The 17,461-nt window shown below is 56.4% G+C and carries 12 protein-coding genes; 5 read left to right on the forward strand and 7 right to left on the reverse strand.

All coding sequences use genetic code 11. The annotated features are described in order from the left end of the window. Positions 1-32 precede the first annotated feature (32 nt). Positions 33-812, reverse strand: coding sequence for a hypothetical protein (locus tag HMPREF3042_RS07435; protein WP_070856696.1), 780 nt, complete (start codon positions 810-812; stop codon positions 33-35). Positions 813-1,092: 280 nt separating this feature from the next. On the opposite strand from HMPREF3042_RS07435, the gene HMPREF3042_RS10665 reads away from it, so the two are divergent. The 4 genes from HMPREF3042_RS10665 to HMPREF3042_RS07450 all read left to right on the forward strand — a co-directional run bounded on the left by HMPREF3042_RS10665 (position 1,093) and on the right by HMPREF3042_RS07450 (position 6,809). Continuing rightward, positions 1,093-1,350 (forward strand): FeoA family protein, encoded by a 258-nt coding sequence (locus HMPREF3042_RS10665; protein WP_016422620.1) that lies wholly within the window; start codon positions 1,093-1,095, stop codon positions 1,348-1,350. Between the two features lie 44 nt (positions 1,351-1,394). Continuing rightward, positions 1,395-3,380, forward strand: coding sequence for a ferrous iron transport protein B (gene feoB / locus HMPREF3042_RS07440; protein ID WP_070856697.1), 1,986 nt, complete (start codon positions 1,395-1,397; stop codon positions 3,378-3,380). Positions 3,381-3,875: 495 nt separating this feature from the next. Continuing rightward, a complete protein-coding gene (hflX, locus tag HMPREF3042_RS07445) occupies positions 3,876-5,429 on the forward strand; it encodes a GTPase HflX (protein WP_070856698.1) in 1,554 nt (517 codons plus the stop codon). 36 nt (positions 5,430-5,465) lie between these two features. Beyond that, positions 5,466-6,809 carry a uracil-xanthine permease family protein gene (locus tag HMPREF3042_RS07450; RefSeq protein WP_222866773.1) on the forward strand — a complete coding sequence of 448 codons (1,344 nt, stop codon included), beginning with the start codon at positions 5,466-5,468 and terminating at the stop codon, positions 6,807-6,809. Between the two features lie 91 nt (positions 6,810-6,900). On the opposite strand, the gene HMPREF3042_RS07455 is transcribed toward HMPREF3042_RS07450, so the two are convergent. The 5 genes from HMPREF3042_RS07455 to lexA all read right to left on the reverse strand — a co-directional run bounded on the left by HMPREF3042_RS07455 (position 6,901) and on the right by lexA (position 12,051). Next, positions 6,901-7,173, reverse strand: coding sequence for an HPr family phosphocarrier protein (locus HMPREF3042_RS07455; RefSeq protein ID WP_038628774.1), 273 nt, complete (start codon positions 7,171-7,173; stop codon positions 6,901-6,903). Positions 7,174-7,313: 140 nt separating this feature from the next. After that, positions 7,314-9,473, reverse strand: a complete 2,160-nt coding sequence (locus tag HMPREF3042_RS07460; protein ID WP_083327442.1) for a PTS fructose transporter subunit IIABC — start codon at positions 9,471-9,473, stop codon at positions 7,314-7,316. A gap of 35 nt (positions 9,474-9,508) precedes the next feature. Beyond that, positions 9,509-10,480, reverse strand: coding sequence for a 1-phosphofructokinase family hexose kinase (locus tag HMPREF3042_RS07465; protein ID WP_070856699.1), 972 nt, complete (start codon positions 10,478-10,480; stop codon positions 9,509-9,511). Further along, entirely contained in the window at positions 10,477-11,256 is a 780-nt protein-coding gene (locus HMPREF3042_RS07470) for a DeoR/GlpR family DNA-binding transcription regulator (RefSeq protein ID WP_016422628.1), read from the reverse strand. Before HMPREF3042_RS07470 ends, HMPREF3042_RS07465 begins: the two co-directional genes overlap by 4 nt. Before the next feature lie 93 nt (positions 11,257-11,349). Continuing rightward, entirely contained in the window at positions 11,350-12,051 is a 702-nt protein-coding gene (gene lexA / locus HMPREF3042_RS07475) for a transcriptional repressor LexA (RefSeq protein ID WP_005509663.1), read from the reverse strand. An 865-nt stretch (positions 12,052-12,916) separates the two neighbouring features. Between lexA and nrdR the strand changes: the two genes are divergently transcribed. Continuing rightward, complete coding sequence (gene nrdR, locus HMPREF3042_RS07480; RefSeq protein WP_070856700.1) at positions 12,917-13,399, forward strand: transcriptional regulator NrdR; 483 nt, start codon at positions 12,917-12,919, stop codon at positions 13,397-13,399. On the opposite strand, the gene hrpA is transcribed toward nrdR, so the two are convergent. Beyond that, positions 13,396-17,451, reverse strand: coding sequence for an ATP-dependent RNA helicase HrpA (gene hrpA, locus HMPREF3042_RS07485; RefSeq protein WP_070856701.1), 4,056 nt, complete (start codon positions 17,449-17,451; stop codon positions 13,396-13,398). The genes nrdR and hrpA overlap by 4 nt on opposite strands. Positions 17,452-17,461 lie beyond the last annotated feature (10 nt).

A 17,461-nucleotide genomic window follows, 5' to 3' on the forward strand; every position in this document is an offset into this window, starting at 1 on the left:
CAGGGTAGCGGAGGCGGTGGGGAGTTAGCGGACTAGTGTCCGCCGCAGCCGCCATCGCCACAACCACAGCCGCCATCGCCACAACCGCCACCACAGCCCTGCGGAGGGATAATTTCACCCGTCAGCAAGAAAGTGCCGGAGACAACCATGCCCGGCTGGGGAGCTTCGTCGCCGCCCGGGACAAGTACGTCCATAGGAGTCGGCAGAGCAAGGTTGAGCACCCAGAACTTCTTGCCGGTTAGCTCATTGACATGCTTGCGGGAGTTATTGATAACACCAGCCAGTTTCACGGTTGCGCTAGGCGATGCCTTGCCGACCTGATCTCCGACAATCGCCTTAGCACCTTCGAAGTCCAATGTTGTCGGGGTTGCCCCAGTGCGCTTTTCGTACTCCTCAGCGGATGCGTCGAGGGCGAAATCGGTGGCCAGAGCTGACAGCGCGACATGCTCAAAAGTCTGAGTTCCGGCATCAACAATCATTGGCCCCTGTGACAGCAGGCAGCTCGCTACCTCGATGACCTTGTCAAAGTCATCAGAGGAGGGATCATCCTCGACGATTTCCACGAGTGCCAAGACATCGTCCACGCTGGATACATGGGCGGTGACGGTCGGGCTGCCCGCGAAGCCGGCGTAGGTAGAAAATGGTTCAACACCAAGGATGTGCAGACGCGCACCAGAGGAATCTTCGAAACGGACCAGCTGGCCACCGCGGACCTCGCCGATGACCGACAGATTGTCACTGGCAATCGCGGCTTCCATCGCGTCTCGCCAGCTGGGGTAGTCCATGCCAATGCTTCGCAAGTCAGTAGTCATACTTTTCGATGATACTTCCCATATCTTCATCTGCGAACTAACGAATCGCACGTGAGCACATTGTGCTCTGGGGTACCTAAAACCATTCCTTCACACCGCGGCAACTATTCGGATGGGACTAACAATTCTGCCACGCTAAATAAGCAAATGTTAAGTGTGGCATAAATAACTTTCCTTAGGGGTGCCCGGTTTATTCCATTTAGGCATACCTAAGAGTAAGCTCATCTCCGTAAACACCATTTGCTTAGCTTAATTCTTATCTATATAAGCGAGGTTTCTCATGCTCGGATTGCGGTCGCGAAAACAGTCGGATGACATTCAGTCGCTTGCCGACGTCCCGGTGGGGGTAACCGTCACTCTGGGAGCGTCGCATGTGGATGAGCGCCTGTGTCGCAGGCTTTCGCAATTGGGGCTTCGTCCTGGAATGAGTGTCACTGTGGGACGGAGCACCAGCGGCGGTGGGCGAATCGTCCATGCTGGCGCAACGCGCTACGCCATCGATGCCAGCACTCTGCACAAGATGTCCGTCGTGGGTTAGGTCCCCTACATCTCTTTTTCTCACCTCCCTCCTGAAAGTTCACAATGACAACACCTACGGATTCCTCAACGCGAAAATTCGCATCCACTCCCAGCTGCCATGCGTGCAGCGGCGGCGCACCAGCAAAGGATGGTGCACCTGTTGTCGCAGTAGTCGGCGCACCCAACTCCGGTAAGTCAACACTGTTCAATAGTTTGACTGGTGCGAAAGCGCAGATGGGCAATTGGCCTGGTACGACCGTAGAGGTCAGCCGCGGCGCGTGGAAGACCGATACCGCTGAGTACGATGTCATCGATTTCCCGGGTGCCTACTCGCTGGATGCCATGAGCCCGGACGAAGAGCTCACTCGCGAGATGCTCATCGAGAAACCGGAAGAAGAACGCCCGGATCTCGTTGTCGTTGTTGTCGATGCCACGGCACTGGGGCGTGGCCTCTACATGGCCGCGGAATTGGCGGAGCAGCCTCAGCGCATCGTTCTGGCTCTGACCAAACTCGATGTGGCCAAGGCCAAGGGCATCGATGTGAATCCGAACGCGTTGCAGTCAGCTATGGGGATGCCAGTGGTGGCGCTGGATCCCCGTCGTAAAGCGGGAATGGCACGATTGGCCGACGCGGTAGCAGCGGCTCTGGACGGATGCAGTTCGGTGTCGTCACCGATTCGCCAGGCCGATGGTGAATCGATTGAACGCCTGGACGACGCACGCTTTGCCGCGATTGATGCGGCGGTTGCGGCATCTACGGGCGGGGTAGAAGATCGCCAGACTTTCTCCGACCGCATTGATAACGTGGTTCTCCATCCGGTGCTCGGACCGATTGTGTTCCTGGCAGTTATGTGGACAGTCTTCCAGATCACGACGACGGTTGCAGCACCGTTGCAGGACGGTTTGGAAACCCTTATTACCGGTAATTTCGCAGATCTGGTTACCCGTGGATTAGAAGCAATGGGATGGAACCATCCGATTGTTACGGGGCTGCTTGTGAACGGCATCATCGGCGGTGTCGGCATGGTGCTGACCTTCGTTCCTCTGATGGCACTCATGTTCCTGTGCCTCGCGGTGCTCGAGGATTCAGGGTATATGGCGCGTGCAGCCGTGGTGGCCGACCGTGTCATGCGTGCAATTGGTCTTCCGGGGAAGGCATTTATTCCGCTCATCGTCGGCTTTGGTTGTAACGTGCCAGCGATTTCGGCGACACGTGTGCTGAGTAATCCGCGCCACCGCATATTGACGGCACTACTGGTTCCGTTTACCTCCTGCTCGGCGCGCCTAACCGTGTATGTCATGTTGGGTGCGGTGTTCTTCCCGGAACACGCGGGCACAGTTGTCTTCGCTATGTACGTGATCTCGATTCTGTTGATCGTTCTAACCGGCATTGCACTGCGTAAGACCCTGTGGCGCACCATGCCGTCGGAACCGCTGGTCATTGACCTGCCAACCTATCAGTTACCGACCGCACGACTGGCACTATCTGTGATGTGGATGCGCCTGAAGGGCTTCCTGCAGACCGCTAGTGGAATCATCGTCAGCACTGTCATCGTCGTTTGGCTACTGATGTCTATCCCGGTTGTCTCCGGGCACTCCTTTGCCGATGAAGATCTGGCACCGCAGGACTCCGCATACGGTGCAGTCAGCGCAACTATTGCTCCTGTGTTTAACCCGGCAGGTTTCGGCACATGGTCTCTGACCGGTCCGTTGGTGACGGGCTTTGTGGCCAAGGAAGCCGTCATTTCTACCTGGGCACAGACCTATGCAGTAGAGGACGTCACCGACTCGGATTCGACCGAACAGGCCTCCAGCCCACTCGCGGAGAATATTCGACGTGACTTTGACAATGCATCCGATGGACACGGATTGGCAGCAGTCTGGGCATACATGATCTTCCTGCTGGCTTACACACCGTGCGTGGCTACGCTCGCGGCACAACGTCGCGAGATCGGCTTGAAGTGGACGGGCTTCGGTTTGCTAGCGCAGCTGGTCGTTGCATGGGCACTGGCCGTGATTGTTTTCCAAGGGTTGAAACTGTTCCTGTAAAGCCGCGTAGATTCCTAGTAGCTTCGGCCAAGCTACTAAGTCACACTTGCGAACTAGAAATCAGGTCCAACAAGAATTCCGATACGGAAAGGAGCTATCGCCGTGGGACTCTTTAGAGCCAGGAAGAATACGACGGTTACTCGTCGGCCTTCAGAAGCTGTCCAAGATGCAATTGCGCAGGGTATTAGCTCCCGACGCAAAATCTGCGAAATCACCGGCCTGCAGCGAACAACGGTAGACCTCATCCTTGACCGAATGGAACACACCGGTCAACTGCGAAGGGAATCCCTCGGTGGCATGTGCCCAGGCGGAGGCTGCTCCAACTGCGGAATGTCCGACAGTGGTACGTGTGCTGGCGGTAGCTCTAATAGTGGTCCGGTCGCACTGGTTCTGACTCGTAGGCCACCTTCTGCAGCCTAAGTCTTGAGCTTCGGCTCGGTATTCTCCGCACACAATGCGGAGAATTTGGCTTGTCATGCGACAATAGCAGCTAGTATGACGAATTTTTCCAACAACTTTGATGAGGTCAGCGACGCAATGTCGCAGCAAGCCAGCACCTCGCACGAGATGGACGATTTTTTCATCGACGCTAATGATGCTGACAAAAGCGCCGATAGTGCCTCCGGGGATGCGTTCGCGACGAACGTCGGCACGCAAAGGGAACCTACCGTCGGTGACTTGGATCTGGAGGCGCGATCCTCTCTGCGCCGGCTGACCAGGTCAGTAGCGCATACTGAGTCTGAAGAGGTGATGGTCGAGTACCGTCAGCTCCGACTGGAACGCGTTGTGCTGCTCGGTGTCTGGACATCCGGGACCCTACAGGAAGCCGAAGTGGCGATGGAGGAGCTCGCTGCGCTGGCGGAGACTGCAGGTTCGGACGTTTTAGAGATGGTGCTGCAGCGCCGCGATAAGCCAGACCCTGGTACGTACGTGGGATCTGGCAAGCTTAACGAGCTTCGCGATATTGTCGCCTCTACCGGCGCAGATACAGTTATTTGCGACGGTGAGCTGTCTCCTGGCCAATTGGTGGCGCTGGAGGACCGGCTTGACGCCAAGGTTATTGACCGCACCATGCTGATTCTGGATATCTTCGCTCAGCACGCGAAGTCCAAGGAGGGCAAGGCGCAGGTTTCGCTGGCCCAGATGCAGTATCTGTACACGCGTCTGCGCGGTTGGGGTGGCAACCTGTCGCGTCAGGCTGGTGGTCGCGCGGGCTCCAACGGCGGCGTGGGTCTGCGTGGTCCAGGTGAAACTAAGATTGAAACCGATCGTCAGCGACTACGCCAAGATATGGCGCGGATTCGCAAGGAATTGGCTGGCATGAAAACTGCGCGTGAGATTAAGCGCGCACGTCGTAAGGCTGGTCACCTGCCGCGCGTGGCAATTGTCGGATACACCAACGCGGGGAAGTCTTCGTTGCTCAACGCACTGACAGGCGCTGGTGTGCTGGTGGAGGACGCGCTGTTTGCAACGCTAGATCCGACGACTCGTCGCACCAAGCTTCGCGACGGTCGCACGGTGATTATGACCGATACGGTCGGATTTGTGCGTCACTTGCCGACGCAGCTCATTGAAGCTTTTCGCTCGACCTTGGAAGAGGTACTCGAAGCCGACGTCATCATGCACGTCGTAGACTCCTCTGACCCATTCCCGCTGGAGCAGATTAAGGCTGTCAACAAAGTCATCAACGAAATCGCGGAGGAAGAAAACGCCGAGATTCCGCCCGAACTGTTGGTAGTCAACAAGGTTGACAAGGCCGATGGCATCACTCTGGCCCAGCTACGCCACCAGCTCGATGATGCGATATTTGTCTCTGCGCGAACGGGTGAGGGGATTGGTGAACTGGAGACCCGACTCGAGCTTGCTCTCAATGAGCTGGAGTCTCACGTTCACATGTTGATCCCCTATGACAAGGGCAATATTGTCTCCATGCTCCACGAAGATGCGACCGTGCTGTCGGAAACATGGACGGAGCAAGGCACCCAGATGGACGTGCGTTTGCCCACTAGCCTCGCGGATGAACTGTCGGCATACCACTTCGAACCGTAGCGGGAACTGCGGTGGGCATCCACTAGCATTACAACCATGAATTCTACTTCTGACGCGGAGACCCAACAGGGAACCTCCGCAAATCCGCCTGCTGAAAATGCCGAACGTGGCCGTCTTTTCGGTTGGGATATTCACGGTGACGGTCGAAAGATTGCACCGGGAGCCGTGGTGGCTCCCAACGAACGCCTCGATTGGCCTCGCACGATTGGCATTGGCGCACAGCACGTCATTGCCATGTTCGGTGCAACTCTTCTGGTGCCACTGTTGACCGGCTTTCCAGTCAACACCACACTGTTGTTCTCGGGTATCGGCACGATTGTCTTCCTGCTGATCACCCGAAATCGCTTGCCCTCTTACCTGGGCTCGTCGTTTGCCTTCATCGCGCCACTGACCGCGACACAGGCGCAGGGAATTGGTGTTCAGCTCGGTGTCGTGCTCTGCGCCGGCATCGCGCTCATGCTCGTTGGCTTCGTAGTAAAGTTCGCCGGCAAGCGTGTCCTCGATATGATCATGCCCCCTGCAGTAACAGGAAGCATTGTCGCTCTCATCGGACTTAACCTGGCGCCTGCTGCCACGGAGAACTTCGCCACTCAGCCGTTGGTCGCATTTGTCACGATGGTATCCATTGTCTTCGCAACCGTCGCTGGCCGCGGTATGGTCAGCCGTCTGGGTGTTCTCATCGGCGTACTAATCGGCTGGGTCTTCGCCGCTGCCACCGGAAATCTCTCGCCCGAGGCTACAGAAACCGTCGGCAATGCCGCCTGGATTGGTCTGCCCGCATTCCACGCGCCGGAGTTCCACTTCAATGCGATGCTGATTGGTCTGCCCGTCATCGTAGTGCTCATCGCCGAGAATGTCGGTCACGTTAAAGCTGTTGCTGCCATGACCGGCCGAAACCTCGATGACATCGCTGGCGATGCTCTTATTGCAGACGGTCTAGCCACCACCATCGCCGGTTCAGCTGGCGGTTCTGGTACCACTACCTACGCTGAGAATATCGGGGTTATGGCTGCTACCCGTGTCTATTCGACTGCCGCTTACTGGGTGGCAGCTTTCACGGCCATTGCACTGGCTTTCATTCCAAAGTTCGGCGCACTCATCTTGACCATTCCTACCGGCGTGCTCGGTGGGGCAACGATGGTGCTCTACGGCCTGATCGGTCTGCTCGGTGTGCGCATCTGGATGGACGAAAAGGTCGACTTCAACAACCCGGTCAATCTCACCGCTGCCGCCACCGCGCTGATTGCGGGTATCGGCAACCTCACCCTCGACATCGGTTCGCTGACGCTGGAGGGCATTGCTTGGGGTTCGGTCGGCATTATTATCGGCTATCCAATTTTAAACTGGCTCTATAACCGCATCGGCGAGAACCGCTCGTAGGCCACCCGTCCAGGGCAGGATCTTGTACGAATGCTTTACGACGGAACCCCGTGACCGTTGCCACGATGTTCCGTCGTTAAGCATATTGCTTTTAATCGCTCAAATCTTGGGCGATCAGCTGTGCAATCTGCTCCACCGCAACTGCGTTTGTACTGGTGATTGTGACTTCATCGCCATATCCTGCGCCGAGTGCCATCAGCATCAGGGTTGAGGAAGCATCAGCCGGTTCGTTGTCGGGTTCGGGTGAATCAATGAGTTCGATCAGTATTTCTTCCTGAAATCGGGAGGCACGCTCAGCGATTACCGACGCGGGGCGGGCGTGAATACCCACCTTGGAGCCGACGTGGACGTGTTGCGTAGCCATGGGGCGGCACCTTGCCTTTCTGCTTATCGATTTCCTCGACACCTGTTCAGAGCTTAATCGCTTGGCAGGTTGGGATGGGGCATGTTTGGTGAAGTTTGCAGGAATGCTTCTGCGGACGCAGCTGGGTTTAGCGAAAGAATTTAGGCGTCCGCTGAAATGTCTGCTTCTAGGTTTTGATTATCGGTACTGACTTGCCGCGGACACAGGCTTTTAGCTGCCACAACGAGAATTGCTGCCACTATGCTGCCCAAGACGATTGCAGCAAGCCATGCGACAGGATTGTCGATTGCAAACAGCACGAAAATACCTCCGTGCGGAACGCGTGTGGCGGCTCCTAAAGCCATTGAAGTGCCACCGGTGACGGCACCGCCAATCACGATCGACGGAATCACTCGCAGCGGATCTGCGGCGGCGAAGGGAATCACTCCCTCTGAAATGAAGGCCGCACCGAGCACCCAGCCCGCTTTGCCGTTTTGACGCTCAGCTGAACTGAACAGCTTTGGTCGGAGTACAACTGCCAGCGATGTCGCCAACGGAGGTACCATGCCCGCCGCCATCACAGCGGCCATAATCTTCCATGATGCTGGATCTTCCGAGGCGATGTTTGCGACGGCAAAAAGATAAGCAGCCTTGTTGATCATTCCGCCCATATCCACGCACATCATTGCTCCGAGAAGACCACCGAACAGGAACGCCGCTGTCGTATCCAGTGATTGCAGCCACTGCTGCAGGGCCGTCATCAGCCATGCCAGCGGCATCCCGAGCAGCAGGTACATGGTGAGCCCAACGGCCATAGCCCCGAGCATAGGAATCACGACAACCGGCATCAGCGGTCGCAGCCAGTCCGGGACTTTCATCCTCAACAGTAGGGCTACAACTAGTCCCGCCAGAATGCCCATCACTAGGCCCCCAAGGAAGCCGGCGCCAACCGTGACCGCGATGGCACCGCCAATGAAGCCTGGTGCAATACCGGCTCTGCCAGCCATGCCAAAGGCGATATAAGCACTCATTACAGCCACAATGACCTGCATGCCGTGGTTGCCGATTGCAAAAAGCACCGAGCCGAGATACAGCCACAGCCCACTACGGTCAACTAGCACGGTGCCGAGATTTTCTGTCGGCACAGCAATCGGGGCATCGAGTCCGATAACCTCCGGCAGCCGCAAATCCCTAGTCACGGCGTCAGCTACTAGACCAACCTGATGACCGCCGACGAGGAACCCCAGCGCAATCAACAACCCCGAAGCGGCCACGAACGGCACCATATAGCTGACACCGGTCATAATGGCGTCACGAACCCAGTGTCCGAAGGCTTTATCGCCGCTTAACGACGATTTACGCGCCCCCACCTTCGTCGTTGCTCGTACCCTCTCAGATGTAAGGTCTGCACCTGCATTACCGGTTTGCGAAGCGGCCTCTTTGTCATGGTCATCCTTAGGTTGCGGCGCCTTTCGGTCGTAGGCGCGAACGCGTGATTGTTCTGCTACCGCCTTCGCTTGTTCAATAACCGCTGTGGGTTCATTGACTGCCTGACGAATTGGTACTTTGACCTGTGGTTTATCGCTGAAGCGCTTAAGCCCCGTAACTCCAATATCGGCTGCGATTACTAGCACGTCAGCCCGGTCAATTGCTTCTGCGGGGGCTTCCTGGGTTCCTGCCGAGCCCTGAGTCTCTACAGCTAGCGTGACATCAGCCATGCTTTCTGCCGCGCCAGTAAGCGCTTCGGCTGCCAAATAAGTGTGAGCGATGCCCGTGGGACAGGCCGTAATGGCGACAATATTGGTCTTCGCCGGAGGTTTTTTCGCTTTCCGACGAGGCGCCTTGGTGATGTGCTCGCTAATAATCCGGGCGGCCTCTTCATCGCTTTCAGCACCGCGAAGAGCTGCTCGAAAGCCCTTATCGCGAAGTGCTTTTGCGAGTGCAGCCAGAATATCGACGTGGACATCGCTGTTACTGGCTGGGACACCAATGAAAAAAAGCAGGTCCGCCGGCCCATCTGGTGTGGTGAATTCCGTAGCGCTGGTTAAGCGGGCAAACATCAGGGTCGGCATCGACCAGTCCTCATGGCGGCAGTGGGGGATGGCTATTCCGCCCGGTAGACCTGTCGGAGCCTTCTCTTCGCGTTTCAGGGCTGCTGCGACGATGCCGTTGCTGTCGGTGGCGCGGCCGGTCTCTACAGCTTTAGCGATGAGGTAGTTAAGGATCATCTCCTTTTGTGGACCGACATCTAGGTCAAGGAACACTGTCGACTCATCGGCCAGGTCTGATGCAATAGCGGAAAAATCTGCCGAAGAAGACATGGTTTTCTAATGTTCCTTATCTAGGCATCGAAAAGCTAAGCGTCGAGCTGCCATAACCGGCCAGCCTCGGGGTGAACCTGTTCTGGATAGGGGATGGTCGTACCGGGAAGACTGGTTGCCGCCGCCCCATAAGCCACGGCGGTGGTTAGTGCATCTTGGTAGCTATCACCGCGTTCGCGGGACATAACGTAGCCGGCCAAAGCACAGTCTCCAGCACCGACCGTGGACTGAGCGACTATCGAGGGGGAGGTAGCAGCGAAACAACCGCCTGACTCCACTGAAAGTACCGCCCCAGCCTCGCCGAGAGTGGCAAGGACTTCGGAAACACCAAGTTCGTTCAGTGCACGAGCAGCCTGCGCTACGGGAAGGTAGTTTCCTTCGGCTGCAGCGGCCTCAAGTTCTTCGCCGTCCTGATCAATAATTTGGCCAAGTTCGTAGGCGTTTGGCTTCATCAAAAAAGGCCGCACCTTCGGAAATGCGCGAACGACCTCAGTCAGTGGGCCGTCGCTAGTGTCCATAGCAACACGAATATTCGGGTTGACCGAATACACCGCTTCGGTGCATTGAACGTAAAAATCCCGGGGGACACCAGGGGGCAGTGAACCTGCGAAAACTACCCATGTGGCGCGTTTAGCATGGTGGATAAGCTTCTCCAGGACACGCCTACGGTGCGCTTTCGTCAATGTCATGCCAGGGGAATTGAGCTTGGTGGTCGTCCCATCTGGCTCTGCGAGTGTGAGATTAACGCGGGCTTCGTTAGTCGTGTTGATGGCTTCATGGGGTATGCCAGAGACTTCCAACAGGCGTGTGAATTTTCCGGAGTCTGATGCAGGGTAGAGCGCGAGCGTCTTTTCTCCCGCGTAGTGCAACGCCTTGGACACATTAATTCCCTTGCCGCCAGCCATGTCCTCAGCCATCGGTAGGCGGAACACTCCACCTCGCTTGAGCTCCGTATCGAGGCGAGCAAGTCGATCGATCGACGGATTTACAGTCAAGGTCAGGATCATGAAGCAACCACGACCTCGACACCTTGCTCCCTGAGATCGTTCACGAATTGCTCCGGAGCAGAGGAATCTGTAATCACGACGTCGATATCTTCCAATGCCGCAAAACTGACAAGGAAGTCACGGCCGAGTTTCGTCGAGTCCGCCATAACGATGACCTTGCGCGCATTCGTAATCATCGCGCGCTTTACCGCTGCTTCCTGCGGATCAGCAGTAGAAAGACCGTGGTCAATTGTCAAGGCATTAGAACCAATGAAAGCGACATCGGCACGCATAACCGCAAGAGTACGGAGTGCTGTATCGCCAGCAACCGCCTGAGTAATGACGCGAACTTGGCCGCCAAGGAGTTGAAGCTCAATGCGGTTCGATCCTGCGAGTGTGATGGCGTTGGGAAGAGAGTTTGTGACAACCGACCAACGGCGGTTATCAGGGGAGTGGACCATCAGCTCTGCGAGAGCCTCGGTGGTAGTTCCGGCATCGAGAAAAATTCCACCACCAGAGTCAGGTAGAAAATCGGCAGCACAGCGGGCAATAGAGAGCTTCGCGTCTTTCTGCGCGTTCTTTCGAGCGGCAACTGAAAACTCAACAGTCTGAAAAGAACGAGTAGCCACAGCGCCACCGTGTACACGGTGAACTGCGCCCTCTGCATCCAACTGAGCTAGGTCACGGCGAATCGTCTCTGCTGTGACATCGAAAGCCTCCGCAAGATCAGCGACCGTCACGCGCCCTTCGACTGCTGTCAAAGACGCAATCTTCCGGCGGCGTTCCTCTGCGTACATTCCCCGCTCCTTAGCTGTTAAGAATTCTCAGCTTTACTACCTGTTTCCAGTATGCCCGTTTATGTCTGTTTCGGGCAACGAAAATGTGGGAAATTAGAGACTGCGTAGGACGCTGACAATCTTGCCGAGGATCTTGGCGTGCTCTGCGGGGAGCGGGTCAAATGCGCGATTATGGGGCATGAGCCACTTGCCGGCAGCGTCTTCGTGCCATTCCTTGACTGTTGCTTCATCTTCAAACAGAGCTGCAACAAAGTCGCCCTGTTCGACCACGTCTTGGGAACGGACGACCACCCAGTCTCCGTCGAGAATGCCTGCGTCAACCATGGAATCACCCACGACCTTGAGTAGGTATAGCTGACCAGAGCCCGTAATCTCCATCGGAAGTGCCATATGACTTTCCACATGCTGTTCCGCCAAAATGGGGTTGCCAGCCGCAATCTGTCCGACGATAGGAACGAAGATTGGCTCTGGCATGTCCTCTGGCATCTCGGGAGTTTGGGTGCTGCCAGTGGCCTTTGGCCCAGGCTTTACCGGAGTGAAAGTGCCAGCTGAGGACTTCGAATCCCTTACGTTTACCGCACGGGGTTTGTGTGGGTCGCGGCGGAGAAAGCCCTTCTTTTCCAACTCCTTGAGTTGGTATGCCACCGACGAGGTGGAATTCAAGCCCACGGCATCTCCAATTTCTCGAATGCTCGGTGGGTATCCGCGAAGTACGACGGCATCCGAAATGACATCAAGAATGCGACGCTGCCGATCGGTGAGTGTTTTAGGGTTCGCTTTCTTCTTTTGAGCCATGGAACATCCCTTCTCAAACTCTTTCGAATGAATCATAACTCAAAACTGTTCGAATCGTCGAGCATCGAACACTGTGCGTCCTTGAACTCTTTGGAAAAGGTCTACATTATCCGTGTTCGGAGGCGGTGGCGGTTCCGAGAATCGAAAATAAAACCGGATAGCAGTAGACAACGTTCGAACATGGTGTTATAAATCGAACATGACAAGTTACTCGAACAGTCGTTTGATGAAAAGGTCTAGACGGATTCTCCGCATCCGCCCTTGGACATAGTCTCCACAGCGTCGGGAAACGGTCGTACAACTCTTATTCTCTCCAGGCCGGCAACGGTGGGAGAGTCAACGTTGGAAAGGGAGAAAACATGATGTCTACGGTTTCTACCGCACTAGGTGTTAGCAGCGCATCTGATATTGACTTTTCTCAAGTTTCCGAGCCCTCTGCTCGGACGACACGGAAAGCCCCGTTGGTGTGGGGTGAACGTAGTGCGTCTTGCACACAGCACATCGTTCGGCCCGGTCAGCGTGCACGTATTGCACAGCGCAATCGCGATGGGGCTTCATCGGCGCGAATGCGGAGGGACAGGTCGCGGCCTAGTCATGTCTCGGTCAACTACGGGCGCCCGTCTCTATCCGTTAGCAGGGCGCAGCAGTCCAATCGTAGTGATGTATCCTCAGGCACTAACCTGACTCGTTTGATGGCGGTATGGGCTCTAGGTCTTGGTGCTTTCTTCGGAGTTTTCGGCAGCATGGTCTTTGAACAAGGGGAAAGTGAGGCAGTCGAAAGCACCTTTACGTCTACGTACGCTTCCTACTCCGCGCAATAATCATTCCGGTTTTCGGCGTTGGGGTTGGACGTAGACTGGAGGCTGTGTATTGCCAGTTTTGTCACCATGATCAGACACGAGTCTTGGACTCACGGTTAATAGATAACGGTATGGGGATTCGCCGCCGGAGAGAATGCCTGAATTGCGGTAAACGTTTTTCTACGATTGAACGCTCGCAGCTGATGGTCGTTAAACGGGATGGAATCCCTGAGGAGTTCAACCGTGAAAAGGTTATCCAGGGTGTTCGACGTGCGTGCCAGGGGCGTGAAGTATCAGAGTCTCAGCTGAAGAAGCTTGCACAAAAAGTGGAGGAGAGCCTCCGCGAGAAAGGCACGCCTCGGGTGGACTCAAACGATATCGGCCTTGCCATCCTTGAGCCGCTCAAAGAACTGGACGAAGTCGGCTATCTCCGCTTCGCTTCAGTGTACAAGTCCTTTTCCTCCGCGGACGATTTCGCGCAGGAAATTTCCAGCATGCGTAAGGGGAAAGGACCGCAGTCAAATGGCTACGAGGTTAGAAAGAACTAACGCAGTTTATCCACACGTTTCTTTACTCGGGTCAGGGATACGCTCTGGGCGGTACCCAAGCGTTGTGCGAAAAGGCTGACGCGCAGCTCTTGGATGAGCCACTGAATATCCCGTACTTCCGCGGAATTCGAACGTGCCTTAGGTAGCTGCTTAAGCTTTGCCGCCAAGTATTCGCGGGCCTCAGTCACCTCATCCTCACGTTCAGCATCACGGTCCGGGTCACGGTTCATTTCCTCAAATCGAATCTCCATTGCTTGGAGATAACGCGGCAAATGGCGTAGGTGCTGCCAACCGTGCCTTGCCACAGCGCCCTTAGGGAACATGAACGCCAGCTGGCGACGCATATCGTCGATGGCATCGCCTTCCCACTTGTTTAGCTGATTCACCACCGAGACATAACGGGGCATTGCCTGGGCAACGCCGACGACCAATTGACGTACCTCTGAGGCAACACCAGAACGAACGTGTTCGAGTAGCTTGTCGAATTCCTTCGGATCGCGGACGGGGCCACCGGCAGCCATCATACGGTCGCGGATCACGGCGACACGGCAGTCCTCGACAAGTCCATCGGCGCCCCCATGTGGCCATGCGTCCACGCCAACACGTTGTTGGAGTGGAAGCCCCTTAGTCATTTGTGCACCATTTACTGGGCACTCCCGCAGTAGCATTGTCAGATTTGTGGTCGCCAACGTCGCCTCTGCCTGCGCCTTAGTTGGTTTGACCTCGATGGCCACGCCATCCTTAGTGGTCACCAGCGTCGGATACATGGTGACGGACTGACCGTCGACAGTACTTTTGACCGTTTCTGAGACGGCGCCCAAGTTGTCTGAAGTCCACTTTTTCACAGCTTCGCGAGCTGCAGACTTCGAACGTTTCGACACAGCCGTTGAGACGGTCGTGGCATGCTTGTCTCGAAGCCCAGCAAGATCCCGGCTCTGATCGACGATCTTTCCATGGCGGTCTACCACTGCGTAGTTAAAGCGCAGGTGCGCTGGCAGCTTGGACGGGTCAAAATCGGCTCCATTGATGCCGGAGCCTCCGAGCCGTCGTAAAGCATCGGCGAAAACATCAACGAAGCGCCCTGAATACGGCGTCATTGTCTCCAGCGCGCGGCGTGCGAAATCCGGCGCGGGGACAACTGACTTACGCAGAGCCTTCGGCAGAGTGCGAATGTAGGCTTCTGCGAGCTCAGCGCGAAGACCTGGCACCTGCCAGTCGAAGCCATCTTCACGCAAACCCGCAAGAAGAGGCACGGGGACACGGAGAGTCACACCGTCATCAGGGGCGCCCGGTTCGAATTTATAGGACAGTGAGAAATCGACCGAGCCCTGCTGCCACATTTCGGGGAAGGCATTGTCATCGATGTCGCCGGCTTCGGGGTTGAGAAGCTTATTGGGATCAAAGTCCAGTAGATTCGGCTGTTTGGGCTTAGTTTTCTTCCACCAGCGGTCAAAATTGGCGGCCGTGGTGATAGAGGCGGGCAGCTTGGAGTCGTAGAACGCGTAGAGCACGTCGTCATCGACGACAATGCCGCGCGAACGCTGCTTTTCCTCGATCTTCTCGGCCTCGGCCAGTTTGTCTTGGTTGTTCTTGAAGAACTCGTGATGTGTGTTCCACTCGCCGTCGACAAGCGCAGAGCGAATGAAGATCGAGCGGGCGGCATCGGCATCGACTCGGTGATATGGCACCAGGCGATCAACCACCACAGGCACGCCGTAGAGCGTCGACTTCTGGTAAGCCATCGCTGCACCGCGTTTAGTCGACCAGTGAGGCTCTGAGTACTGGTGCTTGAGCAGATGAGGGGCTACCTTCTCTACCCACTGTGGCTGAATCGTGCCTACGTTGCGCGCAAAAGTGCGCGAGGTCTCGACGATTTCCGCAGCCATCACCCAGCGAGGCGGCTTCTTTGCCAACGCGGACGAGGGGTGAATGAGGAACTTCGTGTTTCGGGTGCCAGTAAATTCCTTGCCCTCGCCCTCGCGCGTACCAATCATCGATAACAGACCCGGTAACAGCGACTTTGCCACCTCGTCGGGATCGTCGACACCACTGGTTGAGCTGCGGGCCGAAAGACTCCAGCCCAGCTCAGCCGTTGCCTGGTGGAGTTGACGCACCAAGTCCTGCCACTCCCGAACGCGCAAATAGTGGAGGTACTCGCGCTTGCACATCTTGCGGAACTGGTTACCGCTAAGCTCGCGGCGCTTTTCCTCCAGGTATTGCCAAAGCTTCAGCAGGGAGTTGAAGTCGCTGGTGGTGTCCTTAAAACGGGCATGTAGCTGATCTGCCTGAGCTTGGCACTCCAGCGGACGTTCGCGGACATCCTGCAAAGACAACGCGGCGACAATGACGGTCACAGCCCCAAGAGTGGTGTTTTCGTACCCTTCGACCAGCATGCGGGCAAGGCGCGGGTCGACAGGTATACGGGCAATCTGTCGGCCGATGTCCGTCAGTTCGGGGGCGTCGGCACTGGAGCCGGAGCCAGATTCACGGCCTCTCCCAGACCCCGACGCCGTGGTAATAGCCTGAAGCTCTGTGAGCAGGTTAATGCCATCGCGGATTGCCTTGTGCTCTGGTGGCTGGACAAAGGGAAAGTCCTCAATCGCGCCAAGCCGCAGCGAAATCATCTGCAGTACAACCGAAGCGAGATTGGTGCGCAGAATCTCCGGATCCGTAAACTCGGGACGCGAGAGAAAATCCTCCTCGCTGTAGAGACGAATCGCCACGCCATCAGCTACACGACCACAGCGTCCAGAGCGCTGATTCGCGGATGCCTGGCTGATGTCCTCGACTGGTAGACGTTGGACCTTCGTGCGGGTGGAGTAGCGGGAAATGCGTGCGGTACCAGTATCGACGACGTACTCGATACCCGGTACTGTCAGCGACGTTTCCGCAATGTTGGTCGCCAGCACAATGCGACGCCCGGAATGCGGGGTGAAGATCCGATGCTGCTCTGCATTAGATAGCCGTCCGAATAGTGGAACGGCTTCTACCCCCTTCCAGTGCTTGCCCTCGATGGCCTCGGCTGCTTCTCGGATCTCGCGCTCACCCGAAAAGAACACCAGGATATCGCCATCGCCAAGCCGCATGAGCTCCTCGCACGCAGCGATAACACCATCGATCTGCTCAATGGCGACTTCCTTTTCTTGCCCATTTTTCGCAACAACAGTCCGCACCAGAGGGCGATAGCGGATTTCTACCGGGTAGGTGCGCCCTGACACCTCGATGATGGGCGCAGGGTGCTCGTCGTCAGGCGCGAAATGACGGGCGAACCGTTCCGGATCAATCGTCGCCGAAGTGATAATGATCTTCAGATCTGGGCGCTGCGGCAGAATATGCTTTAAATATCCCAGCAGGAAGTCGATGTTGAGGCTGCGTTCGTGCGCCTCGTCGATGATGATGGTGTCGTACTCACGTAGCAGGCGGTCGCGGCCAATTTCGGCCAGCAGAATACCGTCGGTCATCAGTTTGATGCAGGTATCCTTGCCGACACGGTCATCGAAACGCACCGCATAGCCGACGTGCTGACCAATCTTTTCGCCCAGCTCATGAGCAATTCGCTCCGCCACCGAACGCGCCGCAATACGACGGGGCTGCGTATGGCCAATCTTGCCGCGTACGCCCCGTCCCAGTTCGAGGCATATCTTCGGAATCTGCGTAGTCTTACCAGAACCAGTCTCACCAGCAATAATGACGACCTGATTGTTCTCAATCGCCTCTGCAATATCGTCGCGGCGCGCGGACACCGGCAACTGCGCCGGGTAGGTGATGCGAGGAATCGCTTTACGACGATCTTCTAACCGCTCCAGCGCAAAGTCGAGGTCTGCAGAGATGGCAGACAGCGCCTTCGGCGCGGATGCTCGCTTCAGCCGACGACGGAAGGACTGAGCCTCCCGGATCGGTAATTGATCAGCGAGCTGGTAGAGCTCCTTTTTACGCGTGTCCTTAGCAGGCTTGCGAGAGCGCTGCGGTCTGGCGGAAGTGCGGTTTCCAGAATTGCGGTTTCCCGACTGGACACGTGGAGCTGGTTTATCAGAACGGCTAGGAGTAGTCATGGTTGCCTAC

The organism is Corynebacterium sp. HMSC074C05, from assembly GCF_001838325.1.
Taxonomy (GTDB): domain Bacteria; phylum Actinomycetota; class Actinomycetes; order Mycobacteriales; family Mycobacteriaceae; genus Corynebacterium; species Corynebacterium amycolatum.

Excerpts from the sequence above, each read along its gene's own strand:
- hflX (WP_070856698.1), top strand. The coding sequence starts at position 3,876 with ATGACGAATTTTTCCAACAACTTTGATGAGGTCAGCGACGCAATGTCG.
- HMPREF3042_RS07450 (WP_222866773.1), top strand. The coding sequence starts at position 5,466 with ATGAATTCTACTTCTGACGCGGAGACCCAACAGGGAACCTCCGCAAAT.
- HMPREF3042_RS07470 (WP_016422628.1), bottom strand. The coding sequence starts at position 11,256 with ATGTACGCAGAGGAACGCCGCCGGAAGATTGCGTCTTTGACAGCAGTC.
- HMPREF3042_RS10665 (WP_016422620.1), top strand. The coding sequence starts at position 1,093 with ATGCTCGGATTGCGGTCGCGAAAACAGTCGGATGACATTCAGTCGCTT.
- HMPREF3042_RS07435 (WP_070856696.1), bottom strand. The coding sequence starts at position 812 with ATGACTACTGACTTGCGAAGCATTGGCATGGACTACCCCAGCTGGCGA.
- HMPREF3042_RS07460 (WP_083327442.1), bottom strand. The coding sequence starts at position 9,473 with ATGTCTTCTTCGGCAGATTTTTCCGCTATTGCATCAGACCTGGCCGAT.
- hrpA (WP_070856701.1), bottom strand. The coding sequence starts at position 17,451 with ATGACTACTCCTAGCCGTTCTGATAAACCAGCTCCACGTGTCCAGTCG.
- lexA (WP_005509663.1), bottom strand. The coding sequence starts at position 12,051 with ATGGCTCAAAAGAAGAAAGCGAACCCTAAAACACTCACCGATCGGCAG.
- HMPREF3042_RS07455 (WP_038628774.1), bottom strand. The coding sequence starts at position 7,173 with ATGGCTACGCAACACGTCCACGTCGGCTCCAAGGTGGGTATTCACGCC.
- HMPREF3042_RS07465 (WP_070856699.1), bottom strand. The coding sequence starts at position 10,480 with ATGATCCTGACCTTGACTGTAAATCCGTCGATCGATCGACTTGCTCGC.
- feoB (WP_070856697.1), top strand. The coding sequence starts at position 1,395 with ATGACAACACCTACGGATTCCTCAACGCGAAAATTCGCATCCACTCCC.